A 26432-nucleotide genomic window follows, 5' to 3' on the forward strand; every position below is an offset into this window, starting at 1 on the left:
ACATCATACACCAAAACCAGCCATTTGTGATGAGGCTGGTTAGTAGTGATGAGTCAACTATTTTTACGAAAAAATCTAGCATATCATGATTATGCGATGAAGGACAAATGATTTTCTCCTGCTTGTAACCATTGATAATCACCATTAGGTGTGATGAAAATAGCTTTTGTTCTAACGGGTAAGTTCACTGAAATAGAGACTCTTGTGCCATTTTTTTCCCAACGAACCGTTAAATCACCATTAGGAGTTTTTAAACGCCCCTCCACCCAATCTAAATGATCTGTGTAATGGGGAAATATGGTATAAGTTGCGGTGTTGTCAATAACATCTGGAAGGTTTATTCCAAGTAATTTTTCAACAATAAAATCTTCAATTGCACCATAAGCATAATGGTTGAGAGAGTTCATATCTGTACCACTGATCGTTCCATCTGGCAAAAGAGAATCCCAACGTTCCCAAGTGGTTGTAGCCCCCATATTGACTTCAAATAGCCAACTAGGAGCAGCTTCTTTGAATAATAGATTAAAAGCTTCTTGTTTTAGCCCATTATCTAGTAGGGCATGTGGTAATGCAGGAGTTCCGGCAAATCCTGTGGTTAAAAATCCATCGTGCTCAGTTAAGTTATTTTTCAAACGGTCAATCAAGTCTTTTTGCGCCATTTCATTTGGGTAAAGACCGTATCGAAGGAGGAGTGATAAACCTGTTTGTGTGTCAATTCGAGTTGGGATACTTTGCCCAGCAAAAGTATTAGCCATATTTTGGCGAATATGCTCAACCTCAGATTGGAGTGTTTTAGGATTCAGGTTTAGTTTATTTTCAATAAAGTAAGTCTTTAGTATTGCTTGACGAATGTCCTCGGTTAATTGTTGGTAAAACTTAGTACGTTTGTCGTTTAAAATGTGGAGTGCTTGTGCCGTATAATTAGCAGAGAGGTAGTAGTAGACAGAAGCTACCAAAGCAGAATCTGTAGCACCAAATACAGAGCCCTTGATACCAGAGTCAAGAGCTAGCCAGTCTCCCAACTGCCAACCAAAATCCCATAGCCTGTTTCCGCCTCTGGCTTCATCTTGTTGATAAATAAAATCAACCCAATCCACCATACTATCTATATGTTTTGCTAGTAACCCCTTGTCTCGGAAATGTTTATAGAGCGTGTAAGGCAGAACAGTAGCAGCGTCTCCCCAAACAGCCGCGCCAGCACTTGTCAAGAAGGGATTTAGCCCTTCTTTATTATCAACTTTAGGAAGAGGGGCAAAGAAAGGTATAGCTCCATTAAGATGTTTTTGTTCTAGACTAAGCATTTGCATAAAATGTCCCAAGAAAGCTCTAGTTTCCATATTATAGCAGGCAGTATTAGCAAAAACAGTGATATCCCCTGTCCATCCCATACGTTCATCTCGCTGTGGACAATCTGTTGGGATACTTAGAAAATTATCTTTTTGACTCCAGCGAATATTGCTCATCAGTTGGTTCAATTTACCATGAGAAGATGAGAAAGAAAATCTCTCATCCATCAAGCTATGAATAGCTTGAGCTTTAAATGTTTTTGCTTCATGTTCGGTTAGTCCTTCAACTTTTACATATCGAAAACCAAAGAAAGTGAAGTGAGGTCTGATAAAGCGCTGGATATCATTATTAAGAATGGTAAAGGTTTGTTTAGCAGTCCGTAAATTATCCGTGTAGAAAGTATCATTTTGCAAGATTTCTGCAAATTGAAAGGTCACTCTTTTTTTATTAGCAGGTAATGTACCACTAATCCATCCTGTTATTTCTTGCCCAAAGTCTAAAATAAGTTGCCCGGCAGCGTCATAAAAAACACAAGGAGTGAAAGATTCCACAATTCCTATTGGTGGGTCGATTCGCCCTTGTAAATTCTGCTTAGTATCGTTGACTTCCACTGTGGTTAAAAGTTTAATAGTATGGCCAAAATTAATAGTTTCGCCATCGTAAATAGAATTATCCTGAATTGCTGTGCTCGTCGTTTTCCAAGAATTGTCGGTAACAATTAATTCAGTGCTACCGTCTTGATAAGTAATATGAAGTTCAGCAATTAGTTTTTGCTTATCCCCGTAAAGGTTTTCAAAACCACCTTCGAAGACAAAACGGCCACGGTACCAGCCGTTTCCTAAAATAAAAGAGAGTTCCATTTCTGGAGTGAGTAAATCAGTCACATCATAGGTCTGATATTGCTCAATGAAATCATAGCTATGATAACCTGGGGTGAAATATTCTTGACCAACCTTTTGACCGTTGAGCTCAACTTCGTAAAGTCCTAAACCAAGGCTGTATAGTCTTGCAGATTGAACTGGTTTGTCCACAGAGATGTGTTTTGAAAAGCGGACGCTTGGTAAACTTTTTTCGTTATAAGTGATCCAATCAGCACTCCAAAGTTCATCCATCTTTGAGGTTTCAAAATGGCTAACTGCTTGACTATTTTCTGTGGAAACTCGCCAAAAATAGTGTTGTCTAGGTTCTAAAAAATCAGCCGTAGTGCTTATGGTATTAAAGGTGTCAATTGTTTCATCTTTCCAAACAATGTCTAAAAATGTACTGTCTTTAGCTACTTCAATGGTGAAAGAGAGATTATCTGGGACGTGTTGAGTAGCCAATTCCCAAGAAAACGTTAAATAATCAAAATGGTACCCAAGGGGCTCATTGATACCATTTACCTTTAAATTATGGATTTTCATGTCTTAGCTCCTTTAAAATATGATTATCGCAGAATGGGTTAATTGGACTAATTCCCTTGAATGAAGTTTCACCAGTTAGTTTAGTAATAGTTGCTTTGATGAAATGCTCATAGTTACAATAAGCATTGATGACGGTGTCGACCATAGGTAAGTCAAAAATATGATAAGGATTTCCAAAGCTAATTAAAGCAGTTGGAATTTCTTTGACAAACCAAGGGAGATTATTTCCTAAACCAAATAAAGTATGCCAGTTGATACGAGCCACGGTTTGATTGCTTGCATTTTCAACGTTAGCAATGTAGAGGACAGCATCATATTTGTTGGTAAAGTCTTGGACGGTATCTAATTCCCAAAAATTAGTTTCAGGTTCATAGATAGTTACATCAAAACCACGTGATTTTAACTCGGAGGTAACTTGCTTAGTTACTCTAGAATTGGATTCAAAACCACCCAAAATTTGAATAAGTAAACGTTTATGATATCTTGGAGTGAGAGGCAGTAGGTTTTGATCGTCTTTGACAAGAGTAATAGAGCGGTCTGCCAGCTCATTTTGCTCTTGTTCGTAGTTTTCAAATTGTCCTGAACCGTGTTCGATGTGTAAGTGTAATCCAAGTGAAGCTTTAGTAGCTAGAATTCTTGTAACAGCTTCATCTAGACGTTCCAGTGTCAAAATGCCATTGGTGATACCGTCTTTCATGAATTGAATATCTTCTTCTAAAACACGATTAAAGAGTAACATGTCACAACCTGCCTGAATGGCATAAGGAACAGCCTCACGACGTTTCATTGCTGATCCAAATCCTACCATAGGACTGGCATCTGTTATGGTTAAGCCGTTAAAACCAAGTTCCTTTCGGAGTAAATTTTGCAAAATCTTAGGATTAAGTGTTGCAGGCATCTCATCATCTGTGTAGGCTGGTAGGGCGATATGGCCAATCATAACTGCTTTAGACCCGTAATCAATCAGTTCTTGGTAGACACGGCCAAATGTTTTGCGCCAAGCAGGCATTGACAAGCTATTAATAGAGGTCAACAGGTGTTGGTCACGTTCATCCACCCCATCTCCTGGGAAATGTTTGATTGATGTCATTAAACCATTATCATGGAAAGCTTGTGTATAGGCCTTGGCATTTTCAATAACATGGTTAACTTGACTACCATAGGTACGGACATTTGTGATAGGATTTCTAAAATTGAAGTCTAGATCAATGACTGGAGAAAATCCCCAGTTTACACCGACTGCCTTACCATCACGAGCAGCTATTTTTCCTAAAGTGTAAGCATCTCGAGAGTCACCTGTAGCAGCAACGGCCATTTGGCGACCGTAGGCAGTTGCTTCAAACGCAGCTCCGTTACCACCATCTTCAAGATTGGCTGCTGTTAATAGTGGAATTTTGCTATTTTCTTGCATGTACTGATAAGTTTTCTGAACCTCTGTAGCTTCTCCAGGGCGGAAAAATAGCCCACCAATACCGAGAGAAATTAAATGGTCGAGGTATTCGGAATCTGTTGAGTAACCGATAGGAAGAAAGAGTTGACCTATTTTTTCATCTAAGCTCAAGTGACTTAGTGTTTCTTGAACCCACTGGATGGCATCATCATCAAGATAGAATGGTTTCTGTTTTAAATTCATGGTATTTTCCTTTCACATAAGACTAAGGAGGGAGCAATGCTCCTCTCCCTAGAGTAAGTATTAATTTTCGTTAACACCTTTAGCGCGTGCTTGAATATCTTTGACAATTTGAGGGAGTTTCTTATCCAAATCATAGAAGAACAATAGGATAATTGAAATAACGGCTAAAAGTATCGGAATATAAGCAAAGACGGCTTTAATAGCAAAGAGTGTTGTTGCTGATTGAGTTGCTGCTCCTGCGACATAGCCACCAGATGCCATGACCAGTCCAAGGATAAGCCCACCAAGTCCTGAACCAACTTTTTCACCAAATGTTGCTGCTGAGAAAATGAGGCCGTCAGAACGGATACCTGTTTTCCATTCACCATAGTCGGCTACATCCCCAAGCATGGCAAATCCAGCCACGGCACCAGGGGCGATACCTAAACCACGAATGACAAGTCCTACAATAACTAAAGTGAAATCGGTAGGGAAAAGTGCAAGGAGAATAGTACCAATTAGCATGATAATATTTCCCAAAATCATCACAGATCTCTTAGATAGTTTGGCCATCAAGAATGGGACAACTAAACTACCTACAAGAATCGGTGCAAAGGAGAGCATACCAAGCAAGGCAACCTTGCTAACATCACCAAGAACATATTGAGTGTAGTAGATATTGATGCCTCCAAGTCCAGAGCTGATAAAGCTAATTAACATTGTTAAAATTAAGATAATCCAATATTTATTTTGGAAAAGGGCTTTAATGTTATCAGCTGTGGAGACCTTTTGTGCCTGATCGGCACTGAGAGCTTCACTATTTTCAAGGACACGTTCCTTAGAATTTTGATGCAGAATAAAGAGCAGAATCACTGAAAAGAGAGCGAATACTGCAGCCATTTTAGTCCAAGATGAAGCGGAAGTTACTTCACCAAAGAAGTTTACAATTTGTAGGACAGCTCCGTTAACTAAGAAGGCTCCAGCGAAACCAAAAATGGTTCGAGAAGTTGAAAGATAGCCACGCTCTTTTGAATCAGATGAAGTCGTTCCAAGCAATGTGTTATAAGGAACCATTGTCATCGTATAAACTCCTGCTAGAGAAATAACGTAAGTTGCAAAAGCATAAATGGCTTTCATACTTTCTGGGAGAAAAGAAGGAGATGTAAATAGTAAAATAAGAGCTAGTGCATAAGGAAGAATCATTCGTTTAATCCATGGTCTCGCTTTACCAGTTACTGTTGACGTTCTATCTACAACGGCCCCCATGATTAAGTCGGATACCCCGTCAAAAACACGAGCAAATAGGAGTATGGAACCTACTACAGTCATTGTTAATCCAATGACATCAGTATAGAAATAGGTAATAAAACCATTGGCGGTTGTAATCATTAGGTTAGCAGCAAGATTACCAAAACCAAATGTAATCTTTTCGCTTAAAGGTACTTTAGTTGCATTTTGTTGAGACATATAATTCCTTTCTAGATATCTATAGATATCTGTAAGCGTTTTATTTCTTTTCATTTTAGTATCTTCCTCAAAAATTTACAATGCACAAAAATTAGTTTATAATGAACTATCTACATATAGGAGGTTGTTATGAATCTCAGAGAGTTAGAAACTTATTTACACCATATTAATGTTATTGAACAAAAACAAAAGGAATCTGGGAAATCTATAAATGATTTTCCTATGTTGAATGAAACAGAAAAACTGTATTTAGATCCCTTGTTTAATATTATACGCTTCCCTAAAAATGCTTTTTTCAAGGAGGGGCAAAATGTATTCATCAGCCGTCATAACAGATTTGCTCCAATGATTGAACACTTACATGACTTTATTGAGATCATTTATGTTTATGCTGGACAGTGTAGGCAAAAAATCAACGGAGAAGAAATAGATTTGCCTCAAGGTAGCCTTTGTGTTCTAGATAGGGATGTCCCACACTCGATTGAACCACTGGGTGAGGAGGATATTCTTATTAATGTTTTGATTAATGAAGAGACATTTTCTTCACTATTTCTTCTACGCTTGCAAAATGATACGAGTCTAGCTACCTCTTTTTTGATGACAGCTTTTGATAAGCAGGCTAGACATGATAGATACATGATTTTTGATACAAGTAGCAATAGTCGCATTCACTTGCAAATGCAGATGCTTTTATCTGAATATTGGTCATATCAAAGTCAACGAGAAACCTTCTTATCTCATTATTTGCAATTAATTTTTATGGAGTTATTTCGTATCTACCGTGATGAAACGTTTGCTCACCATACGTCACAGCGATTTGATTATGCTAAAGTTTTAGATTATATTGATTCTCACTATCAAGGGTTAAAAATTTCGGATTTAGCTCAGTATTTTGGCTATAATAGTAACTATATGAGCAATATGTTAAAAAAGCATACGGGTAAGAATTTTCAAGAAATCTTGTTAGAAAAACGGCTGTTAATCGCATGTGATTTACTATCGAATACGGAACTTTCTATTGATAATATTGCACTTGAATCAGGATTTAACACGACTAGTTATTTTTTTCGGCAGTTTAAAAAACGATACGGTTGCACCCCAAGTGCTTATCGGAAAAATAATGTTTAATCTAGACAGGAAAATTTTTATTATAAATGAAGGATAAGAATAAGGAAGTTAATAATGTTTGATATATTTGATCTTTTAGTTAAATATCGGGAAAAAAGAGATTGGGAAACTATTGTTTCAACAATGCATCCTATTCCAGCAAAAACCTTTGAAGGACAACCTGTTTATGAGTTTTTTCATAACTTAGATGATTCCTTAGATGTTAATCCGCAACCAATTGCTTTATCAGTAAATCCTGTAGACTCCTTTGTTCCGTTTCATTATCATAATCATGTAGAGATGATTATTCCTATTAGAGGAAACTTAGAGATTATAACGGAAAAAGAGCACATCCACCTAACCAAAGGAGATATTTTTATTGTTGGTCCTAATACTATTCACCAAAATTTAAAAACTGGAGCAGATGATTTAGCATTAAATATTGCACTGAAACCTACTGCATTTTCACATACAGATTTAGATTTTTTGAGAAGAAGTGGCGCCAGTAGCTACTTAGCAGATCTTCTTTTTTTTACACCGCAAGAAACGAGTGATGATGAGGGAATCTATACTGTTTTTCATACCAAACCCGAGGACGGTGTTTTACATACGATTAATAATATTGTTTATGAATATTATCGAATTACAGATGGTCAATCAAGTTCTATTATTCGATACGAACTCCTTGTCTTATTTGCAAAATTATTACGCTTATCTATAAAAGAAGAAACAGCAATGGTCAGCAGTCGTAAAAATGAATCAACCTTAATGTCATTGCTTCTCTATATTGAAAAACACTATGCTTCTACTACCTTAGATGAGATGGGAGAATATTTTGGTTTTAACCCGAATTATTTGTCCTCCTACTTGAAAAAACATACAGGTAAGTCTTTTATTAAATTACTTCACTTACAGCGTGTCAATGCTGCTGCGGATTATCTCTTATATACCAATGCACCAATTGAAAAAATTGCAGCTAAAGTTGGCTATGAAAACCCATCTTATTTTTACAAAATATTTAAGAAAATCTTAGGCATGTCGCCAGCTGAGTATCGTAATAGCGGTAAAGGGAAATGACGGTGATCAAATCAAAAGATGGTGTAAAGATTAGATTAACATTATGGGAGAAGTCATGGAGCATCAAGAAATAAAAAGTTTATTGCAGGTTTTGCAAATTGATTTATTGGTAGTAGAGGAATATAAAACATGGTCCTATAATCGATTCCCAGGGACTGAGTTATTGATGAGTAGTCAGGTCCAAGGAGCGTTAAAAGAGATTGTAAGTAAATCTTCTTGTCAATCACCTATTATTTATCAAGATGAATTTGGAGTTTATTATGTAATGTTTTTTGATAAGAATGTTTGTTATTTGCTGGGGCCCATCAGTCTTACTAATTTTTCAGAAGATACCTTAAAAGCTTATTTCTCTTTTTATGGCTTACCAGTTACAGAATTTTACACGAGATATTTTAACTTAGAAGATGTCTTAAATATTACAGGATTGATTGTTAAAATGATTACAGGAAAATTTTTTGAAAAACATTACTTGTTACAAAAGAATCCACATCTTTCAGGTATGCTTGGTAAGTCTTTGGAAATTCCGATTGATAATATCCGTGAAGAGGAGCTCATTCAAGCTCATCATACCTATCAGGAGGAGCGACGTTTGTTAGAGTATGTTAAAAGGGGAGCTGTTGGAGAGGCTCTTGCCTATCAAGAAGCTATGGATAAATCAATTGGTCGACTATCTCATCGAGAAGTTACGCATTGGCGAAATTTAACAATTGTCGCCATCACTTTATCTACCCGTGCTGCTATTGATGGTGGTTTATCTCCAGCAGTAGCTTACAAAATAAGTGATACTTATATTCAACAATGTGATAATAAACAAACAACTGCTCAGTTGATTGCTATTCGAAATCGTGCGGTTACTGATTTGGTTGAAAATGTTCATGAAAACCAAAGAATTCAAACACAATCGAGTTATGTTAGGGCAAGTACAGCTTACATTGATAAACATTATCGAGAGAAAATATATTTGGAGGATGTAGCAGATTATGTAGGACTTAGTCCCTCTTATTTTTCAAAACTCTTTAAAAAAGAAGTTGGTCTATCTTTCCAGAATTATGTGACACAAGTTCGATTGGAGTATGCAGCAAATTTACTTCGCTATTCAACGGAAAGTTTGTCTGCTATTTCTGAATATGTTAATTTTCCATCGCAGAGCTATTTTGGAAGGTATTTCAAATCGTATTACCATATGACACCAAAAGAATATCGACATTTATATCAGGTAGTGGATTAACGACTGAATAAGGATAAAAAAAACGTAAAAAGGATACAAAAATAAAGTTGTAAACGCTATTATATAACCATAACTAAACTAAATGGATGTGAGGAAGAAATATGTTTTCTTTTGCAACAAAGCATAATGACCCTGATAAGGTTCTTGGATGGGGAGAACGAATTGGTTACGCCTCTGGTGCTTTTGGCTGGAATATGGTTAATGGTATCATTGGAACGTTTTTGACCGTATATTTTACCAATGTAGCCCTATTAGATGCTGCAGTTATTTCAACGTTAATTGCAGTCTCAAAGTTATTTGATGGTGTGTCAGATTTGATTGTTGGACGGATGGTGGACAATACTAAGTCTAAATTAGGGAAAGCTCGTCCTTGGTTACTTCGGATGACAATTCCATTTGCTATTTCGACAATTTTGCTGTTTTTTGTTCCCTCTGGCTTCCCCACAGTAATGAAATATGTCTATGTCTTTGTGATGTATAATTTGGTAAATACGGTATTTTTAACAGCGATTCAGGTGCCGTATTACTCATTAATTTCACTCTTGACTAGAAATGCCTATGAACGTGGATTTTTAGGAAATATTCAGCAGATTTTTCAAACTTTAGGAAATGTCTTTATCAATTCTATATTTACAATTTTATTAACACGATTTTCTAGTAGCGCTGAGACGTACATGACACAACAATCATTTACTTTAGCAATAGCTAGTATTATGGTTTTGATGGTCATTGCGAACTTTATTACGGTAGTGGCAACAAAAGAACGTATTACAGATAACCCATCAGAAGTTGCTGATAAGGAAGAGGATAAGGTTCCTATTAAAGATGCTATACGAGCACTTTTGAGGAATAAATATTGGGTAATGATGTTCTTTACCATGCTAGTAGTTTTCTTTGTCATTATCTTTTATTCAATTGGCGGTGTCTACTATGCTATCTATGTCTTTGGTGATATGGGACAAATTAGTTGGATGAATAATGCTATTTCTATTGCTCAATTTGCGATTATGTTTGCAACACCATTCTTTATGAAGAAGTTTGGGAAACGACCAATTTTTGCTATTGGTATGCTCCTATTGACACTTGGCTTCTTTGGGTTTAGCCTTGTTGAATCAAATAAGTCTCTCATGATTTTCTTCAATGCCCTTAAAGGTATGGGCTTAGGAATGTCTGGCGGAATGGCTATGGGACTTGTTGCAGATACTATTCTTTATGGTCAATTGAAGTCTGGAATTAACACTGTCGGACTTGGAAATGCAGGAGTATCTGCTGCGCAGAAAATTGGCCTAGGTCTTGGACAAGCTATTTTTGGATGGGTTATGTCCGGTGCAGGATTTAATCCAGCACTAGATACTCAAGGTATTGCTCAGCCTGAAACAGTCATCACAGCCATTCGTATGATGTATAACTATATTCCAATGGCAATGACAGCAGTAGTATTTGTTATGATGGCGGTTTTCTTCAATCTTGAAAAAGACTTGAGAGCTCTTAAAGAAGAAAAAGGTCTAGTCAATTAAGATGGGAAGTGACAGATGTTCAATCTGTCACTTCATTGGTTTAGAAATAGGAGAAAAGAGTTTACAATGGAAGTAGTAGAAGTCAAGGTTAACGGGATGTATAATCCGATTGGATTTGATTTTTCGACAATTCGTGTTGCTTGGAAAGTCATAGAGAGTGTCGGCACAAAACAGGCACATGTAAAGATTGAGATTGCCCTGTCAAAAGATTTTTCAGAAATTCTCTATAAAAAAAGCGGAACTGAGCTATTGCAAACGGGGACAACATTAGCTTTTAGTGCACAGCCAGAAACACGCTATTTTGTCCGTGTCACGGTAACAGATAACTGTGGAAATACAACCATGTCAGCACCAGCATTTTTTGAAACTCCTAAAAACAATAAATGGCAAGGGCAATGGATTACGGGTCGGGAGGACAAGGAGACTCACATTTCCCTGCAAAAGTCGTTTGATTTAAATGGTGAAGTCAAATCGGCACGTCTCTATATATCTGGACTTGGGCTTTTTGAAGCCAGTCTTAACGGCCAAAAGATTGGGGATGAAGTCCTAACACCTTACTATAGTCGCTATCCTGATGAGGTACAGTTTCTTACTTTCGATGTTACCAAAGCTATTGAACAGTCAAATCTTTTGGAAATTGCCCTAGGGAATGGTTGGTACAAAGGACGCTTTGGGCTTAATGGCCAAAAAGAAAACTTTGGTTCGGAGTTTAAGGCAATAGCAGAGCTCCATATAGAACTAGCAGATGGATCTAAGCAAGTTTTGGTTACAGATGAGAGCTGGAATTATCGTATTAGTGAGACTAAACTAAGTGATATTTACGATGGGGAAGAAATTGATTTCACAAATGATGATTATCATTTAAAACCCGTGAAGCTCACAAGGCAAGAAGGAAAGTTATTGCCGCGTTATAGTTTACCAGTGAAAGAGATGGAGCGTTTAACTGTCAAAGAAGTCATTATGACATCAACTGGTGAAACGGTGCTTGATTTTGGTCAAAATTTTGCGGGATATGTTGAAGTAAAGTCTGCACAGCCTTTAAATAATCGTATTCTTTTGGAATTTTGTGAGATTCTACAAGATGGTCAATTCAATAGAGATAACTACCGATCAGCACGTTCTGAATTTAGTTTTATTTCAGATGGTAAAGAGCGCATCATCAAACCGCGATTTACTTATTTTGGTTTTAGATATGTTCGTCTTACGGGGTGGAGTGGCAAAGTGAACCCCAGTGATTTTACAGGAGTTGCTCTTTATTCTGAAATGAAGCAAACAGGATCTATCAGAACTGGCCATACAGGTGTTAATCAGCTTTTTTCGAATACCCTTTGGGGACAAAAATCTAATTTTATTGATTTTCCAACAGATTGTCCGCAGCGAGATGAACGCTTAGGCTGGACTGGAGACGCACAAGTCTTTGCTGCTACGGCTAGTTATAATATGGATACTGCGGCTTTTTATCAAAAATTTATTCACGATTTGCGGACAGAACAAGTCAAATATGATGGGATTCTTCCTGGTGTGATTCCTGTTTTTGAACCAGGAAGGGAGATTTTCTCAAGTGTTTGGGGAGATTTTGCAACGATTGTACCAACTGTCATGATGGAATATTTTGGCGATATTGAAGCGTTGAAGGCTAACTATCCTATGATGAAAGATTGGGTTGATAAAATAACACGTGAAGACATCAAACGTGGTCAGCGTTATCTTTATGATTTTGGAAATCAATTGGGAGATTGGCTGGCTCTAGATGGTCGTACTCCGCAGAGTATGGAAGGTGGGACAGACGCTTATTTTATTGGATCTTGTTATTATGCTAACTCTGTTAAAATGACCGCAAAAGCTGCTGAGTTTTTGGGATACAAAGATGATGCTAAAATTTATGAAGATTTGTACGATAAGATTTTTCAAGCGATATTATCCGAATACTTTTCATCTAGTGGACGTTTGGTTTTTGATACTCAAACAGCCTATATTGTGGCTCTTCATACAGGAATTTATAAAAATAAAAATCGCTTGGTTGAAGACTTGAAAACTCGACTTTACAAAGACTGTTACAAATTGACTGGTGGCTTTGTAGGTGCCCCGTTGATGTGTAAGGTCTTTGCCGAGAATGGTATGGAAGATGAAGCGTTTTACTTCCTTACCCAGTCGGAATTTCCAGGATGGATGCATTGCATTGACCTTGGTGCAACGACAATTTGGGAGCGATGGAACTCGGTTCTTGATAATGGTAGGTTGAGTGGTAAAATGATGAATTCGTTGAATCATTATGCTTACGGAGCTGTTGTGGAATTTTTATATCGAAATGTAGCAGGTTTTAAATCTGTAAAACCGGGTTTTAAAGTAATTGATTTTGCTCCTCAGGTAAGTTCTAAACTAGGATATATTATAGCTGATTTTGACTCACCATATGGGCCATATCATTCGAGCTGGGAAATTTTAGCAGATGGTAGGCTTCAAGTGACCCTTGATATACCATTTAATGCTCAAGCAAAGGTCACACTGCCATTTTACCAAGGTAAAGAGATAGGGATTCTTGAAACCGGTCATTACGAATGGATTTATGAACCTAAACAAAATCTCCGCAGAGTCTTTACAACATCAAGTATTGTTAAGGATTGGTTAAAAAATCCTCAAGGTAAGACGGCTGTTGAAACGGTCTCACCACTACTTGATTATTATTTACGTACAGGGAATACGGACTTTTTATATGAAACCTTGGAGACCCTTCCAAGTAAAGACTACATGGGCTTTACCTTTGAAGAAGTTAAACATTTAAGTGATGCTATTTTAGCGATTGAAGTAGAATAGGAGACTATTATGGAAGCATTCTACCATGTTGAGCCAGTTAGTGAGCGACTTTTAGCCATCAAAAGTCTTAATGGAGAGTTTGTTTATCTTATATTGGGAGATAGTTGCGCTCTCTTAATAGATACTTGTGTTGGTGTTGGAAACCTGCGGAAGTTTGTCGAAAATCTCACTGATTTACCTATTACTGTTGCTTTAACTCATGGGCATATTGATCATGCTATGGGGGCGCCCGAGTTTGAAAATGTCTATCTGAATCCAACGGACATTCCGATTTATCAGCGCCAATGTTCAAAAGAGGAACGCATGGGTTATTTAATAGCAGGATTAGGTGACGAGTTAGCACAAATGTTTGAGCATACACTAGTGGATGCTGCTCCAGATTATTTGTTTAAGGACTTGGAAGATGGTCAAACTTTTGATTTAGGAGGAATTAGGGTTTCTGCTTATGCTTTTCCAGGTCATACGCCAGGAATGATGGCTTTCTTAATTGAGGAAGAAGAGATACTCATTTTAGGCGATGCCTGTAACAATTCTACTTTTCTTTTTGATGACGATACTGTGCCTGTTGAAACTTACCAAAAGGCTGTTTGTAAAGCGCAGCTATTATTCAAAGGACGCTTCAAAAAAATATTTATCAGTCATCATGAAATGCAGGTGGACATCAATATTATGTCCAATATGATCGATGTTTGCCAAGATATCATGGATGATACTGCTGATGATCTCCCCTTTCACTTCATGGGGATGGATGCTGTTATTGCAAAAGAATGTGACAAAACCTTTCACCGCACGGATGGAAAAGATGGGAATCTAATTTATCGTAAAGATAAAATCTTTGCTAAGGAGGATTTTAAATGACCTATCTTGTTATTGATGTTGGTGGCACTTTTACTAAATATGCCATAATGGATGCGGCAGGGAACTTTATTGACAAAGGTAAGATTACAACTGTCAAGGAAGGTAGCTCAGCGTTTGTTAGCAGTCTATATAACTTATATCTCAACTATCCTAATATAGATGGGATTGCTATTGCTAGTGCAGGTGTTATTGATAGTGATCGCGGGGTTATGTACAATGGTGGCTCTCTGGACTTTATCAAAAATCTACCAATAGTAGCTCTTTTAAGTGAGTGCTGTCAAGTACCCGTAACGATAGAAAATGATGCTAAATGTGCTGCTTTAGCTGAATTATGGAAAGGAAGTTTTAGCGATTGTCAAAATGCTATTGCTATGATTATTGGAACGGCAGTTGGTGGGGCAATCATTATAGATAGAAAAATAGTCAAAGGAAAGAACTTGCTTGCAGGAGAATTTTCTTATATTTTAACAGACAGTTCTGACAGTTTAAATTTGGAAAAAAACTTTGCTATAAATGGTGGTTTACCTGCACTAATTGAGGCTTGTGCAAAACGAAAAAATTTAGTCCCTGAGCAGGTAACCGGAGAACTTATTTTTAAGTGGGCTAATAAAGGTGACGAGAATATCTTAGACTGTTTACGAGATTATGCCCATTTATTGGCTACCCAAATCGTCAATTTACATTTTGTTATTAATCCAGAACGCATTGCCATTGGAGGGGGTGTCAGTGAACAGCCACTTTTACTTGATTTTATCAATGAAGAAGTTAGTAAATTGATAAAAAACTACCCGTTTTCTGTTGCTAAACCTGAAATTGTTAATTGTCAATTTCATAACGATGCTAATTTAATTGGAGCTTTATTTCATTATCAAAGGTTAACGGGAAATTATAACAATGATGAAGCTAGAAAGTAAATATTTCGGCTTCATTTTTTTACGGTTTGACTGTTAAATATTAGGTCAAGTTAGCGATTAAAATTAAAATATCACTAAGCAGCTAATATTAGACTTTTATAAACTTCTCTTAAAATTTTTCTGTGAAAAAGACAGTATATTTCTGTAAAATAGCCATAGAGAAAAGGCTTACAAAGTTTTATAATTTAGAGAAAGGAGGTGTCACAATGCTTGTTAAAAAAATTCAATTAGATGACAATAACCCTAATGTTACACTAACCACCTATATCTTGGATGATTCTGTGGAATTGTTGAATGGGAAGAAACGTCCAGCGATTATCATTTGTCCAGGAGGTGCTTACCTCAATTGTTCTGATCGTGAAGGGGAGCCAGTAGCTCTTCGTTTTGCTGCAATGGGGTACCATGCTTTTGTTCTTCGTTACAATGTTTTCATGACAGAATCAGATGATTTTAGCGTGGTATTTGAAGGGAAACACTTAGAAAAACGTGATTATTCTATTTATCCCGCGGCGATTAGAGATATCGCCAAAGCTTTTGTAACGATTCATGACCATGCCGATGAATGGCTGGTTGATACTGATAAAATTGCTATCTGTGGTTTTTCTGCAGGTGGGCACAATGTCCTAAATTATGCTGTGCATTATGATAAAGCAGTCATTACAGATGTATTTGACTCAGAAAAAGTTAAGCCAGCAGCAGTCATTGCAGGTTATCCGCTGTCAGACTACGTTTATATGAAAGAATTCTTAAAGACACAAGATGATATGGCTAAAAATCTATTTAGGATTGGGAATTTGTCCCTTTTTGGAAAGGAAGAGCCGACAGAAGAGGAGTTGGCTAATCTGAGCCCAAATCGTCTCGTTACTCAAACAACCCCACCGACCTTTCTTTGGGCAACGGCAGGAGATCGTTTGGTGCCAGTAGGACATACGACTCGTATGGCAACTGCCTTAGCTGATGCCGGTGTCCCGTTTGAGGTTCATATTTATGAGGAAGGGAACCATGGCTTAGCCTTAGCAACTCAGGCAACTGCTAAAGCAAAGACAGAGCTCAATTCGATAGCAGCAGAATGGATTACTTCAGCCGATATCTGGCTCCAAAAACGTTTTGCTTTACCGTTAGAAGAAAAAAGTAGATGGGCATAGGAATCCTCAAAAATAGGGTAGTAAGAGACTTAGATTTCAACTATTCTTAAAAAATAGAACAAATATAAAATGGCTTAGAATCAACGTTTCTTAACGACGTTAATCTAAGCCATTTACTGTTTTAAGTTTTTTTGCCTAGTCTCCTAGATTCCTTGTTAAGGCTCAAAAATTATTTTTGCTTTCTTGATGCTTTAATCGATACTGTTTTGGGGAGAAACCTGTTTCTTTTTTGAAAAAGTTATAGAAGTAGTGTTCCGTTGAAAATACAGCGATTGCAGATTACGTCTGGCTACCAATTCGTTTTGAAGGAGAATGTGTCTATATTGATTGGCGCGATGAATGGACGTTGGATGAGTTTGAGTAGAGAATATGAAAAAGCATCAAGCATATATGACTCGCTTGATGCTTTTTAGACATCTTGTTGCATCAAATTTCGGTAATGTTTTGGGGTGATGAGATACTTTTCCTTGAATCGTTGATAGAAATGACTGGAACTTTCATATCCAATAAGGGTGGCGATATCATTGATAGGTATCGTTGTATTGGCAAGGTAGTCTTGGGATAGGGCAAGCTTGCTGTCAACGATATGCTCGGCGATGGTTTTTCCGGTTTCATTTTTGATGGTTCTGGATAAATAGCTGGCGCTGTAATTGAGTTGCTTAGCCAAGTTTTTTTGACTGATTAGTTGAGGGTTTTCTTGGATAAGTTTCAGACATTTTTCAGTTAAAGAGCTCAGCTTTTTCTTTAAAACAAAGGATTTCTGAAGAGAAAAAGAGTGAATGACTTGTAAAAATTGGCCGATAATAGCTAAATCAGTCTTGTGAAGATGGCTGATAAAAGCTGATAAAAAGGTCTCTAGTTGTTTTAGCTGAGAAGAAGTTAGGTTGAGAATTCGGATTTCCGTTAGGAGATGCTGATTTGGATTGTAATCCAGTATCAGTTTAGCGAGATTGGAATGAATGAGGATGTCTATAATTTCAGGTTTTTCCTCTTCAATAGGGGCAAGTAGGTGCCTTGTCTCTTCAGGAATGATTGCCATCTGACCTGGAGTTAGGACAAAAGGTTGTTTGTTGATAATGTGAACCAGACGTCCTGAGACCAAGAAGCTCAGTTCAACATAATCATGGTAGTGTAGGCGAGTAGGAAAATCCAGTTTGTTGTAGACCATACCGATGTGCTGATTAGCATCAAGGTTGATACCGTCTAGGATTTCTGCCATGGTGATTTTATTTGCCCGTTCATTTATCTTGCTAAAGGGCATAAAATCATCTTCATGATAGGTATAGAGTTCAGATTTTGTAATAGCTTCTAAGGTATTTCCAAAAGATGGCAGCTTATTGAGAAGATTTTTTGAGAGCATATTTTCTCCTTTAGGTCATATTATCACAGTTTTTAGTCAAATACAAGCATTGGATAGGGCAGGGATTTTGGATAGAATAACAGTATGGAATAAGGCCTTTATCTATAATGATTAATTTTTAATAGGAGAATAAAAGATGAATCTCAAAACAAAAATTGGTGTTGTCAGCATGGTATCAATGAACCTATCTGGGGTCGTTGTTGGCTCTGCAATTGCTGCCATTGGACAGTCTTTTCCAGATCTTCCCATTTCTACGGTACAATTACTGACGACTTTACCTGGACTTGGGTCTCTTCTTATTACGCTTATTGCAGGTCAATTGGCGCTGAAAATTTCTAAAAAGACTTTGTCCTTACTAGGGATAGCTTTGATTACCCTTGGCGGTTTATTGTCTTCTTTTTCTAATAGTTCTATTACTGTTATGATGCTTTGATCTATAATATTAGGGGCAGGGCTTGGTTTTGTCACAACAATTAATCCCATGTTGGTTTCAGAATACTTTGACGGTGAGGAACGTTCAAGTGTATTAGGAATGAGTACTGGCGTCACTTCTTTAGGAGGGATGGTTTTAATGGCGTTGGGAGGACTACTTGGCATGTCCGACTGGCGAAAACTTTATTGGGTTTATGGTATGGGTATAATAGTTTTTTTCATCATCCTTATTTGCCTACCAATGGATAAGGTAGAAGAAAATCAAAAACAGTTTGCAAAGAAACAGAGCTCTTTTGTGATAATGATCAGAGAAATAAATCCTTATACTGTAATTGTTTATTTAGCAATTTTTGCAATGGTTTTAGCTATTAATGCCTACATGATAAATTTATCCTTAGTAATTTATAGTCAAGGTATCGGAGATACAGCTGTGACAGGTCTAGTGAACGCCATTGGAAGTGTGGGAGGAATCATAGCTGGATTTGGATTTTCTTTTATTCGTAAATGGACAAAACCAAATACCCTTGCTTTTGGCTTTATATGTGAATCTTTAGCTTTGGGGTTAACTTATGTTTCAAATAATATGTTTCTCTTAATTTTAGTAGCTATTCTTTCAGGCATTGGTATGGTAGCGGTTATGGAAAGCTCACCATTTCTTTTATCAATGTTGTCTAAGCCTCAAGATATTCCTATTGTTATGACAATTTTTGCTTTTATTAATGGGCTAGCAGGTGTTTTAGCTCCTAAAATTATTAGTGGTTTAGGGGTACTTACGGGTTTACCAAGTTTATTATTTGGTTCAATGCTCACGTTAATTGTAGGAATTGTATTATTTACGATAAAGTTTGGAAAAAAAGCTGAGAGCGGTGCTCTTTTACAGAATAATAAATAAGGTGGAAAAATGAAAAATCAAGAGTCAAAATGGACAGGTCATTGGATTTCAGCAGAACATGCGCGTGTATCAGAAGAACCAGAATTTACATTAGAGGAGATGTTTTCTGGGAAGTTACGTCCACAGGAGCCTGTTGAAAAAAGGTTACATCCGACAGTTTATTTTAAAAAGAGATTTCAACTTAATAAAAAAATAAAAAATGCAAAGTTAGTGATAACAAGTCAAGGAATCTATCAAGCCTATCTTAATGGTCATAAGGTAACAGAGGCTATTTTTACACCAGATTATACGGAGTATCAGGATTTTCTGATGTACCAAACTTATGAAGTAAGAGACTTATTACAAGTAGGGGAAAATATATTAGCTATTGAAGTGGCTGATGGTTGGTATGCTGGCGCATCAGTGTTCAGGGAGGAAGTGCTCAATTTGGCAATCAATTAGCGCTATTAGCTGACTTAGAGGTGACCTATCAGGATGGAGAGAGGTTGACTATAGGCACGGATGAATCCTTTAGCTCAGGAACTGGTAAACATGTTTATGCTGATATTCAAATCGGAGAGAAACAGGATTTGCGTTTGGACAATAATTGGAAGACGAATTTTCAAGATTTAGATGAAACGGTTTTTGAAATTAGAGCTGACTATGCTCGATTAACTGAACAAGAAGGTCCTGTAGTCTTTCGTAAAGAAAGTCTTTCAGCGCAAAAAATCTGGAGAGAAGGAAATCATTTAATCGTTGATTTTGGTCAAGTCATTGCTGGTCGTGTCCGATTGAAAACTTACTTGGCAGAAGGTCAAGAAATTAGCCTTGAGCACGCAGAAGCTTTGAATGAAAGCGGACTATTCTTTAAAAATATTGTGGGCAGAAATAAGGATGCCACAGACATTTTTATAGGGCGTGGGCAGGTAGAGTGTTTAGAGCCTGATTTCACTTTCCACGGTTTTCGTTATGTGAAAATTTCAGGGATAAATGAGCTGGACTTAGCTGATATAGTCGCAGTTGCTATTTACTCAGATATGCCAGTAACAGGAAAGCTAATGACCAGTGATGATAGGGTTAACCAACTTCTTTCTAATATCCTGTGGAGTCAAAAGGGCAATATGTTGTCCATTCCGACAGATTGTCCTCAGCGGGAGCGGGTCGGATGGACTGGTGACATGCAGGTTTTTGCGCCAGCTTCAACTTTTTATTTAAACACTAATGCCTTTATCCAACGCTGGTTGAAAAATGTTCGGATTGGTCAACATGAGAATGGTGAAGTTGTGGACTATTCACCGACACCAAAAGATGCCAAAGATTCGTCCTTCACGGGCTCTTATTCATCCGCAGGTTGGGGGGATGCTATTATCATGGTGCCTTGGACACTTTACGAGCGCTTCGGAGATAAAAAGGTCCTTGAAGACAATTATGAAGCTATGCTCAAATGGTTTACCTATGCGCAGAAAAGTGCGGCTGGTGATAAAAAAGGCGATGCTCGCTACATTTGGGATACCAAGTTCCACTATGGTGACTGGATGTTTCCGAGTTTCATGATGACCGATCCTGCCCCCATGCGAACAGCGGAGGTTACAAAGGATTTGGTGGCGACAGCTTTTCTTGCCCATTCGGCAGAGCTTTTGGCAGATATTTCTGAGGTTTTGGGAAAAAGCGGAGCAGATTGTCGTGATTATGCGAAAAAAGTCAAGTCAGCCTTCACCCAATATTTTGTGACCAGAGAAGGAAAATTGATTGCAGATTATCAAGGTTGCTACGTCCTAGCGCTAGCTTTCACGATGGTTCCTAAAGTTCTGGAAAATCAGCTACTAGCCCAGCTTGTACAAAAGATTAAAGATAATGATAATCGCTTGGACACAGGATTTTTATCGGTTCCCTACCTATTGGATGTCTTGTGTGAGTATGGTCAAGAAGAATTAGCAAAAACAGTCTTCTTCCAAGATGCTTGTCCATCCTGGTTCTATGAAATTAACCAAGGTGCTACAACGATCTGGGAGTCTTGGGCAGGCATTCAACCTGATGGGACAGTAGGCACCTTCTCTTTTAAGCATTATGCTTTCGGTTGTGTTCTGGATTGGATTATTCGTGAAACGGTTGGACTCAAAATCCTAGAACCAGGCTACAAAGCTATCCAAATCAAGCCATCGTTGGAAATTGTTGAGGATTTTGAGATGACTTATCAATCAGTTTCGGGCCAAATTTGTATTTCAAAAAGGAAAAGAGAGTGGGTAGTGACAGTTCCGAAAGAAATTGATGTGGAAATTGATTTGAGTCGAGTAGGTGGCTTTTTAAAGGGGTAATCAATTTTGGTTTATATCTACGAAATGAACACACAAGATGTGTTATTAGGACATGGAGGAAGCGTTTTCTAATTGATATACTTATTCTTGTAAAAACCAAAAGAAAATAAATTAAGGAGATATTCTTATGGAAAATAAACAGCCAAAAGAAAAATTAGATGGTAAATTTGCCTTCTTCCATGCCACATCGGTTAGTGGTACTGCCATGATGATTGCAGCTATTTTGGGAAGTTACTTTAGTATTCATTTAACTGACACAGTTGGCTTAACTGCGACATCGGTAGCTTTGCTGATGACAATTTCAACATTTTGGGATGCCGTTAATGATCCAATGATGGGATTGATTGCTGACCGTACTAAGACCAAATGGGGTCGTTATCGCCCGTACTTCGTTCCAGCGCCAATTTTCTTGACTATTTTTGCTGTTATGCTTTGGCAAAATCCTGGCCTTGGTCAAAATGGTAACTGGTGGTACTTCTTGATTGCTTACATCGGCTATCAAATGACAGTAACCATGTACACCATGCCTCAAATGTCAGTATTACCAGCACATGTTAAAAGTGACGCTCTTCGTAATAAGGTTATCGGCTATGGTGCAAGTGCAACAGCCATTATGTTTACAGTAGGTTCTTCCTATGCAAATTCTATTAAAGGATTTTTAGGAAATCTTTTTGGAGTATCAAATGGTTGGGTACCGCTTATGCTTATCCTCGGTGCTCTATCATGCGTATCCTTCTGGGGACTATTTGCAACAGCTAAAGAAAAATTTATTGAACCACTGCCAGACCGTCCAATGTCTCAGGACTTGAAACGCATTTTGAAGCACAAAGAGTTATCTCCATTCATCATTGTGTGGATTATGGCTTCTATGGGATATGGCTTAATGTTTGCGACTTCAGTTTTTTATGTGATGTACTATCTTGCCCGTCCTGATCTTATTGAAACTTACATGCTTGTAGTATCTATGGGTGCTTTGGTGTCAATGGTTGTTCTACTTCCAATTTTCTTGCGTGTCTTTAAAACTGGTCAACGTGCTTTGACAGTGTCAGTGATTAGCTCATCAATTTGCTATGCTTTACTATTCTTCTTTGGAAATAGTAACTTTATTTTCCTATGTGTTGTTACCTTTATCGCTACAGCACTTGCTTCTATGCAAAATGCTCTGGTTAACGTTCTTGTTAATGATGCGATTGACTATGTTCAATTTACAGAAGGTATTTCAGCAAACGGCGTGATTTCTTCTATTAAAGGTTTTGCTCAAAAAATGGGTAACACTGTATCAAACTCATTGCCACTTTTCCTTCTTGGTCTTGTTGGTTATGTAGCCGGTGCTGTTGGGCAACAAAATGAAGCAACACTATTTGTTCTGAACTTTATGAGATTTGGAGCACCAATTATTACAGGACTAATCATGTTGTTCTGTTTGCGATTTAACCCAGTTGAAAAACATTATGATGATATTCAAACAATGAAATCAATGATTCGTGACCATTCAGATGATAATCACGAAGCGTAACACCAACTGAATATAGCGGCAACGACACGGTTGGTTTGTATCAGCGGTGTCGTTTGTTTGTTAAAAAGATATAATAGAACAGAAAGGAAACGATGTGAACATTTGGGTGTCCAAGTGATGTTGACATCAGGTAATAACATAACATGAAACAAGAACTTTATAACGACAATTGGTTATTTTGGAATGACGGAGATTCTTTTGCTTTAGTTTGGAATGTTCCTGAAAAAGCTAAGTCAGTGACACTTCCACATGATGCGATGCTAGAAGAGAAACCTTACGCAGAGAGTAACAATGGTGGGAATACTGGTTTTCGAGATGGTGGCAATTATGTCTATGTCAAAACCTTTAAAGCTACTGAAGCTGATTTGGAGCAACGCCTTGTGTTAAAATTTGAAGGTTCTTATATGAATACCTTTGTCTATGTCAATGGGCAATTGGCTGGTAAACATCACAATGGTTATACAACTTTCTATGTTCCTATCCATGATTTTTTACAAGTTGGGGACAATGAAATCCGTGTTCAAGTCCGTAATGGTGCTATGAGCAATAGCCGTTGGTATTCTGGAAGTGGGATTTACCGTGATGTTTACCTCTTGCGCAGTCAGGAACTTCATGTGGCTGCCAGCGGTAGCCGTGTTGAAACGATGGATGTGAGTGATGATTTAGCAACGGTTAAAATGACGGTTCCTCTGGTGAATGAGAGCAGTCGAGCAAGAACTTTCAATCTTGTTTTACGTATTAAAGATGATCAAGGGCAATTGGTTCAGCAAGATTCTCGTCCATACTTTATCAAAGCTGGTGAATCTTCTGATTTGGTTACCTCACTTGTTATTGAAAAAGCTCAGCTATGGTCAGCTGACTCTCCTTATCGTTATCAGCTAGAAGTTGATGTGACAGAAAATGATCAATTGATTGACTGTGATAAACAAACCTTTGGTATTAGGACAATTACTGTTGATAGTAAGCGTGGTTTGCGTATCAATGGAAAGACTGTTAAGTTGCGTGGTGCTTGCATTCACCATGACAGTGGCCTTTTAGGAGCAGCAACTTACTTAACTGCTGAGAAACGTCGTGTTCGTCTCCTCAAAGAAGCAGGATTCAATGCGATTCGTATGGCTCACCATCCAGCAGCCCCAGCTTTACTAGAAGCTTGTGACGAGTTGGGACTTTATGTGATGGATGAAACATTTGACATGTGGACGCGATTTAAGGGAGATTTTGATTATAGTCTTGTTTTTGAAGAAAATTGGCGTAAAGATGTATCAGCTATGGTTTTAACGGATTTTAATCACCCAAGCGTGATTCTTTACTCAATTGGTAATGAAATTCCTGAAATCGCTACCAAACACGGAGCTCATCTAGCTAAGGATATTCATGACCATATCAAGTCTCTTGATTCTACACGACCAACTCTTGCAGGGATTAACGGAGTCTTTGCTTCTAGTGATGGCATTCCTCAAATCTTGAGAGATGTGGTTGCTGAAAAAGAAGCTAAAGGTGAGGAAGTGGTCGGAAATGTCAACGACTTCATGTCCATGATGGATACCAGTATGGATCAAATCGTTGTCCATCCTATTGTTTCTGAAAATCTGGAGAGGGCTACAGCAGCAACCGACATTGCAGGTTATAACTACATGACTGCCCGTTATGCCTTGGATGCGGTTAACTACCCTAATCGCGTGATGGTTGGTAGTGAAACTTATCCGCCAGAGATTGCTCGAAACTGGGAGGTTATTCAGCAACTACCAAGTGTTATCGGTGACTTTACATGGACAGGCTGGGATTATATCGGAGAAGCTGGTGTCGGAGTTCCTGCTTATAATTGGGGAGAAGGAGGTTTTGGAGCTCAGTTCCCTTGTCAATTAGCCTACTGTGGAGACATTGATATCACAGGTGAACGCCGTCCGCTCTCTTACTATCGTGAGATTGTGTTTGGTTTGCGAAAAGAACCTTATATTGCGGTGCAAAAACCCGAGCACTATGGTAAAAAGCTTATCAAGACACCATGGGTTTTATCAGATGCGGTTCATTCATGGACTTGGTCTGGTCACGAAGGACAACCTATTGTCGTCGAAGTTTATGCGGCTGGTGATGAAGTAGCTCTATACCTAAATGATGAATTACTTGCTAAACAATCTGTTGGTCAAGATCTTGGATGTTTGACCACGTTTGAAACGATTTATCAGGCCGGAGAATTGAAAGCCGTCAACTACCTCAATGGTGAAATCATTGCAGAGCATGTTTTAGGCACAGCAGATGAGAGCAGTGCTCATTTAGTGGCAGAAGTTGAGGAAAATGCTGATTTAACTTATGTGCGTTTTTCTGTAGTTGATGCCAGTGGTATGGTTATCCCGTCAGTTGAACAAGACCTGCATATTGAACTTGAAGGCGCTAAATTACTTGGATTTGGTACAGGAAACCCTAAACCAGAAGAACACTACCTAGAGTCAAATACAACAACTTATTATGGTCAAGCTCTAGCGATTCTTCAAAAAACAGAAGATTTAGCCAAAATGACAGTTTCGGGTGAGAACCTTAACCTTGATGTTAATATTTAGAGACATTTAAAAAGGTCAGTATTAAATTAAACAATATAAATAGTAACGAAACTGTGATTTTTTATTGAATTGAAAGGAGTTAATATGAATCCGTTAGAAGTATTTGCATCCTATACAGCATACCAATTGAAAGAACGAACTTGGGTGATTCAATTCATGGGAGGGAGTCAACACATTTACCTTCTAGAAGGGGATGAACAAGCTCTACTTCTAGATACTGGTTATGGTTCAGGGACTTTACGAGCTTTTGCTCAAACTTTAACCACTAAGCCTTTGATTTGTGCTAATACGCATTTTCATCCTGATCATTCGTCTGGAAACGGGGAATTTGAGGAAGTTTTGGTAAACTCTGGCTATGTTGATGATGAACCTTCTGTAATGAATAATACAGGTCCGTTTGATATTACAAGGTTACCCTTTCCTCACTATCGCAAAAAGTTGATTGAGGCAGGTGATGTTATTGATTTAGGAAATCGTCAGTTGAAGTTGCTGGAAGTTAAACCTGCGCATTGTAATTCATCGCTCTTTTTCTTTGATGAGGGAGAGCGGATGATGTTTTGTGGAGATGAGATGGAATCAGCTCAGGTATTGTTACTGGAAAATTCGCGTAATCCTAAAATGGCTGATTCTTATGACATTAAAGAGCGTCTGTTGAATTTTAAGGCTAATACGGAACTACTACTATCCTACCAAGACCAGTATGATTACCTCCTTCCAAATCACAATGGAGGGCCGATTGCGAAAAGTTATTTACAAGATTACCTTGATTTAGTGGACGGTATTTTTGCAGGAACGGTTACGATTGAAGATAGGCTGAACCACCGTTTTATTGAAATGGATCCTCGTTCAGCGACCTTTTGCCGTATTCGTTACGGTAAGGGAAGCATTATCTTGGTCAAAGATGACGTGTTAAAAGTATTTGGTACTGGTTTGGAGAATGGTGATGAATGA

Annotated in this window: 18 protein-coding genes and 1 pseudogene; 15 read left to right on the forward strand and 4 right to left on the reverse strand. The window is 37.9% G+C overall.

Translation table 11 applies throughout. The features are described 5' to 3' along the window. Positions 1–89: 89 nt before the first annotated feature. The 3 genes from GZ996_RS00135 to GZ996_RS00145 are packed head-to-tail and all read right to left on the reverse strand — an operon-like array spanning position 90 to position 5823. Positions 90–2690, reverse strand: coding sequence for an alpha-L-rhamnosidase (locus GZ996_RS00135; RefSeq protein ID WP_162011023.1), 2601 nt, complete (start codon positions 2688–2690; stop codon positions 90–92). Continuing rightward, entirely contained in the window at positions 2677–4323 is a 1647-nt protein-coding gene (locus GZ996_RS00140) for a glycoside hydrolase family 3 protein (RefSeq protein WP_162011024.1), read from the reverse strand. Before GZ996_RS00140 ends, GZ996_RS00135 begins: the two co-directional genes overlap by 14 nt. Before the next feature lie 60 nt (positions 4324–4383). Next, a complete protein-coding gene (locus tag GZ996_RS00145) occupies positions 4384–5823 on the reverse strand; it encodes an MFS transporter (RefSeq protein ID WP_238386365.1) in 1440 nt (479 codons plus the stop codon). Positions 5824–5898: 75 nt separating this feature from the next. Here GZ996_RS00145 and GZ996_RS00150 point away from each other — a divergent pair, with 75 nt between their 5' ends. The 8 genes from GZ996_RS00150 to GZ996_RS00185 all read left to right on the forward strand — a co-directional run bounded on the left by GZ996_RS00150 (position 5899) and on the right by GZ996_RS00185 (position 16429). Next, positions 5899–6897, forward strand: a complete 999-nt coding sequence (locus tag GZ996_RS00150; protein ID WP_162011025.1) for an AraC family transcriptional regulator — start codon at positions 5899–5901, stop codon at positions 6895–6897. Positions 6898–6951: 54 nt separating this feature from the next. Next, positions 6952–7953: a helix-turn-helix domain-containing protein gene (locus GZ996_RS00155; RefSeq protein ID WP_162011026.1), complete on the forward strand. Its 1002-nt coding sequence runs from the start codon at positions 6952–6954 to the stop codon at positions 7951–7953. 55 nt (positions 7954–8008) lie between these two features. Then, positions 8009–9181: a helix-turn-helix transcriptional regulator gene (locus GZ996_RS00160; RefSeq protein ID WP_162011027.1), complete on the forward strand. Its 1173-nt coding sequence runs from the start codon at positions 8009–8011 to the stop codon at positions 9179–9181. A 101-nt stretch (positions 9182–9282) separates the two neighbouring features. Further along, positions 9283–10698 carry an MFS transporter gene (locus tag GZ996_RS00165; RefSeq protein WP_162011028.1) on the forward strand — a complete coding sequence of 472 codons (1416 nt, stop codon included), beginning with the start codon at positions 9283–9285 and terminating at the stop codon, positions 10696–10698. 66 nt (positions 10699–10764) lie between these two features. Further along, positions 10765–13512, forward strand: a complete 2748-nt coding sequence (locus GZ996_RS00170; protein ID WP_162011029.1) for an alpha-L-rhamnosidase — start codon at positions 10765–10767, stop codon at positions 13510–13512. A 9-nt stretch (positions 13513–13521) separates the two neighbouring features. Then, on the forward strand, positions 13522–14370 hold the full coding sequence (locus GZ996_RS00175) for an MBL fold metallo-hydrolase (protein ID WP_162011030.1): 849 nt from the start codon (positions 13522–13524) through the stop codon (positions 14368–14370). Beyond that, entirely contained in the window at positions 14367–15284 is a 918-nt protein-coding gene (locus tag GZ996_RS00180) for an ROK family protein (RefSeq protein WP_162011031.1), read from the forward strand. The genes GZ996_RS00175 and GZ996_RS00180 overlap by 4 nt, the downstream gene beginning before the upstream one ends. 206 nt (positions 15285–15490) lie before the next feature. Further along, complete coding sequence (locus tag GZ996_RS00185) at positions 15491–16429, forward strand: alpha/beta hydrolase (protein ID WP_162011032.1); 939 nt, start codon at positions 15491–15493, stop codon at positions 16427–16429. Between the two features lie 409 nt (positions 16430–16838). On the opposite strand, the gene GZ996_RS00190 is transcribed toward GZ996_RS00185, so the two are convergent. After that, positions 16839–17789, reverse strand: a complete 951-nt coding sequence (locus GZ996_RS00190; RefSeq protein WP_162011033.1) for a helix-turn-helix transcriptional regulator — start codon at positions 17787–17789, stop codon at positions 16839–16841. Positions 17790–17925: 136 nt separating this feature from the next. On the opposite strand from GZ996_RS00190, the gene GZ996_RS00195 reads away from it, so the two are divergent. From GZ996_RS00195 to GZ996_RS00220, 7 genes and pseudogenes are all read left to right on the forward strand, one after another. Further along, a complete protein-coding gene (locus GZ996_RS00195) occupies positions 17926–18222 on the forward strand; it encodes an MFS transporter (RefSeq protein WP_162011034.1) in 297 nt (98 codons plus the stop codon). Positions 18223–18228: 6 nt separating this feature from the next. After that, positions 18229–19113: an MFS transporter gene (locus GZ996_RS00200; protein WP_274378772.1), complete on the forward strand. Its 885-nt coding sequence runs from the start codon at positions 18229–18231 to the stop codon at positions 19111–19113. 99 nt (positions 19114–19212) lie between these two features. Then, positions 19213–20060: pseudogene (locus GZ996_RS12125) on the forward strand (family 78 glycoside hydrolase catalytic domain); the annotation flags it as partial. A 90-nt stretch (positions 20061–20150) separates the two neighbouring features. Next, positions 20151–21407 (forward strand): alpha-L-rhamnosidase-related protein, encoded by a 1257-nt coding sequence (locus GZ996_RS00205; protein ID WP_338014790.1) that lies wholly within the window; start codon positions 20151–20153, stop codon positions 21405–21407. Positions 21408–21534: 127 nt separating this feature from the next. After that, on the forward strand, positions 21535–22923 hold the full coding sequence (locus GZ996_RS00210; RefSeq protein ID WP_162011035.1) for an MFS transporter: 1389 nt from the start codon (positions 21535–21537) through the stop codon (positions 22921–22923). Positions 22924–23066: 143 nt separating this feature from the next. Next, positions 23067–25481: a glycoside hydrolase family 2 TIM barrel-domain containing protein gene (locus GZ996_RS00215; protein WP_162011036.1), complete on the forward strand. Its 2415-nt coding sequence runs from the start codon at positions 23067–23069 to the stop codon at positions 25479–25481. A gap of 84 nt (positions 25482–25565) precedes the next feature. Then, positions 25566–26432, forward strand: a complete 867-nt coding sequence (locus GZ996_RS00220) for an MBL fold metallo-hydrolase (protein ID WP_162011037.1) — start codon at positions 25566–25568, stop codon at positions 26430–26432.

It is taken from the genome of Streptococcus sp. S784/96/1 (assembly GCF_902729355.1).
GTDB classification, from domain to species: domain Bacteria; phylum Bacillota; class Bacilli; order Lactobacillales; family Streptococcaceae; genus Streptococcus; species Streptococcus caledonicus.

Excerpts from the sequence above, each read along its gene's own strand:
- GZ996_RS00175 (WP_162011030.1), top strand. The coding sequence starts at position 13,522 with ATGGAAGCATTCTACCATGTTGAGCCAGTTAGTGAGCGACTTTTAGCC.
- GZ996_RS00205 (WP_338014790.1), top strand. The coding sequence starts at position 20,151 with ATGACCAGTGATGATAGGGTTAACCAACTTCTTTCTAATATCCTGTGG.
- GZ996_RS00215 (WP_162011036.1), top strand. The coding sequence starts at position 23,067 with ATGAAACAAGAACTTTATAACGACAATTGGTTATTTTGGAATGACGGA.
- GZ996_RS00185 (WP_162011032.1), top strand. The coding sequence starts at position 15,491 with ATGCTTGTTAAAAAAATTCAATTAGATGACAATAACCCTAATGTTACA.
- GZ996_RS00145 (WP_238386365.1), bottom strand. The coding sequence starts at position 5,823 with ATGAAAAGAAATAAAACGCTTACAGATATCTATAGATATCTAGAAAGG.
- GZ996_RS00210 (WP_162011035.1), top strand. The coding sequence starts at position 21,535 with ATGGAAAATAAACAGCCAAAAGAAAAATTAGATGGTAAATTTGCCTTC.
- GZ996_RS00190 (WP_162011033.1), bottom strand. The coding sequence starts at position 17,789 with ATGCTCTCAAAAAATCTTCTCAATAAGCTGCCATCTTTTGGAAATACC.
- GZ996_RS00165 (WP_162011028.1), top strand. The coding sequence starts at position 9,283 with ATGTTTTCTTTTGCAACAAAGCATAATGACCCTGATAAGGTTCTTGGA.
- GZ996_RS00220 (WP_162011037.1), top strand. The coding sequence starts at position 25,566 with ATGAATCCGTTAGAAGTATTTGCATCCTATACAGCATACCAATTGAAA.
- GZ996_RS00155 (WP_162011026.1), top strand. The coding sequence starts at position 6,952 with ATGTTTGATATATTTGATCTTTTAGTTAAATATCGGGAAAAAAGAGAT.
- GZ996_RS00160 (WP_162011027.1), top strand. The coding sequence starts at position 8,009 with ATGGAGCATCAAGAAATAAAAAGTTTATTGCAGGTTTTGCAAATTGAT.
- GZ996_RS00135 (WP_162011023.1), bottom strand. The coding sequence starts at position 2,690 with ATGAAAATCCATAATTTAAAGGTAAATGGTATCAATGAGCCCCTTGGG.
- GZ996_RS00195 (WP_162011034.1), top strand. The coding sequence starts at position 17,926 with ATGAATCTCAAAACAAAAATTGGTGTTGTCAGCATGGTATCAATGAAC.
- GZ996_RS00180 (WP_162011031.1), top strand. The coding sequence starts at position 14,367 with ATGACCTATCTTGTTATTGATGTTGGTGGCACTTTTACTAAATATGCC.
- GZ996_RS00140 (WP_162011024.1), bottom strand. The coding sequence starts at position 4,323 with ATGAATTTAAAACAGAAACCATTCTATCTTGATGATGATGCCATCCAG.
- GZ996_RS00150 (WP_162011025.1), top strand. The coding sequence starts at position 5,899 with ATGAATCTCAGAGAGTTAGAAACTTATTTACACCATATTAATGTTATT.
- GZ996_RS00170 (WP_162011029.1), top strand. The coding sequence starts at position 10,765 with ATGGAAGTAGTAGAAGTCAAGGTTAACGGGATGTATAATCCGATTGGA.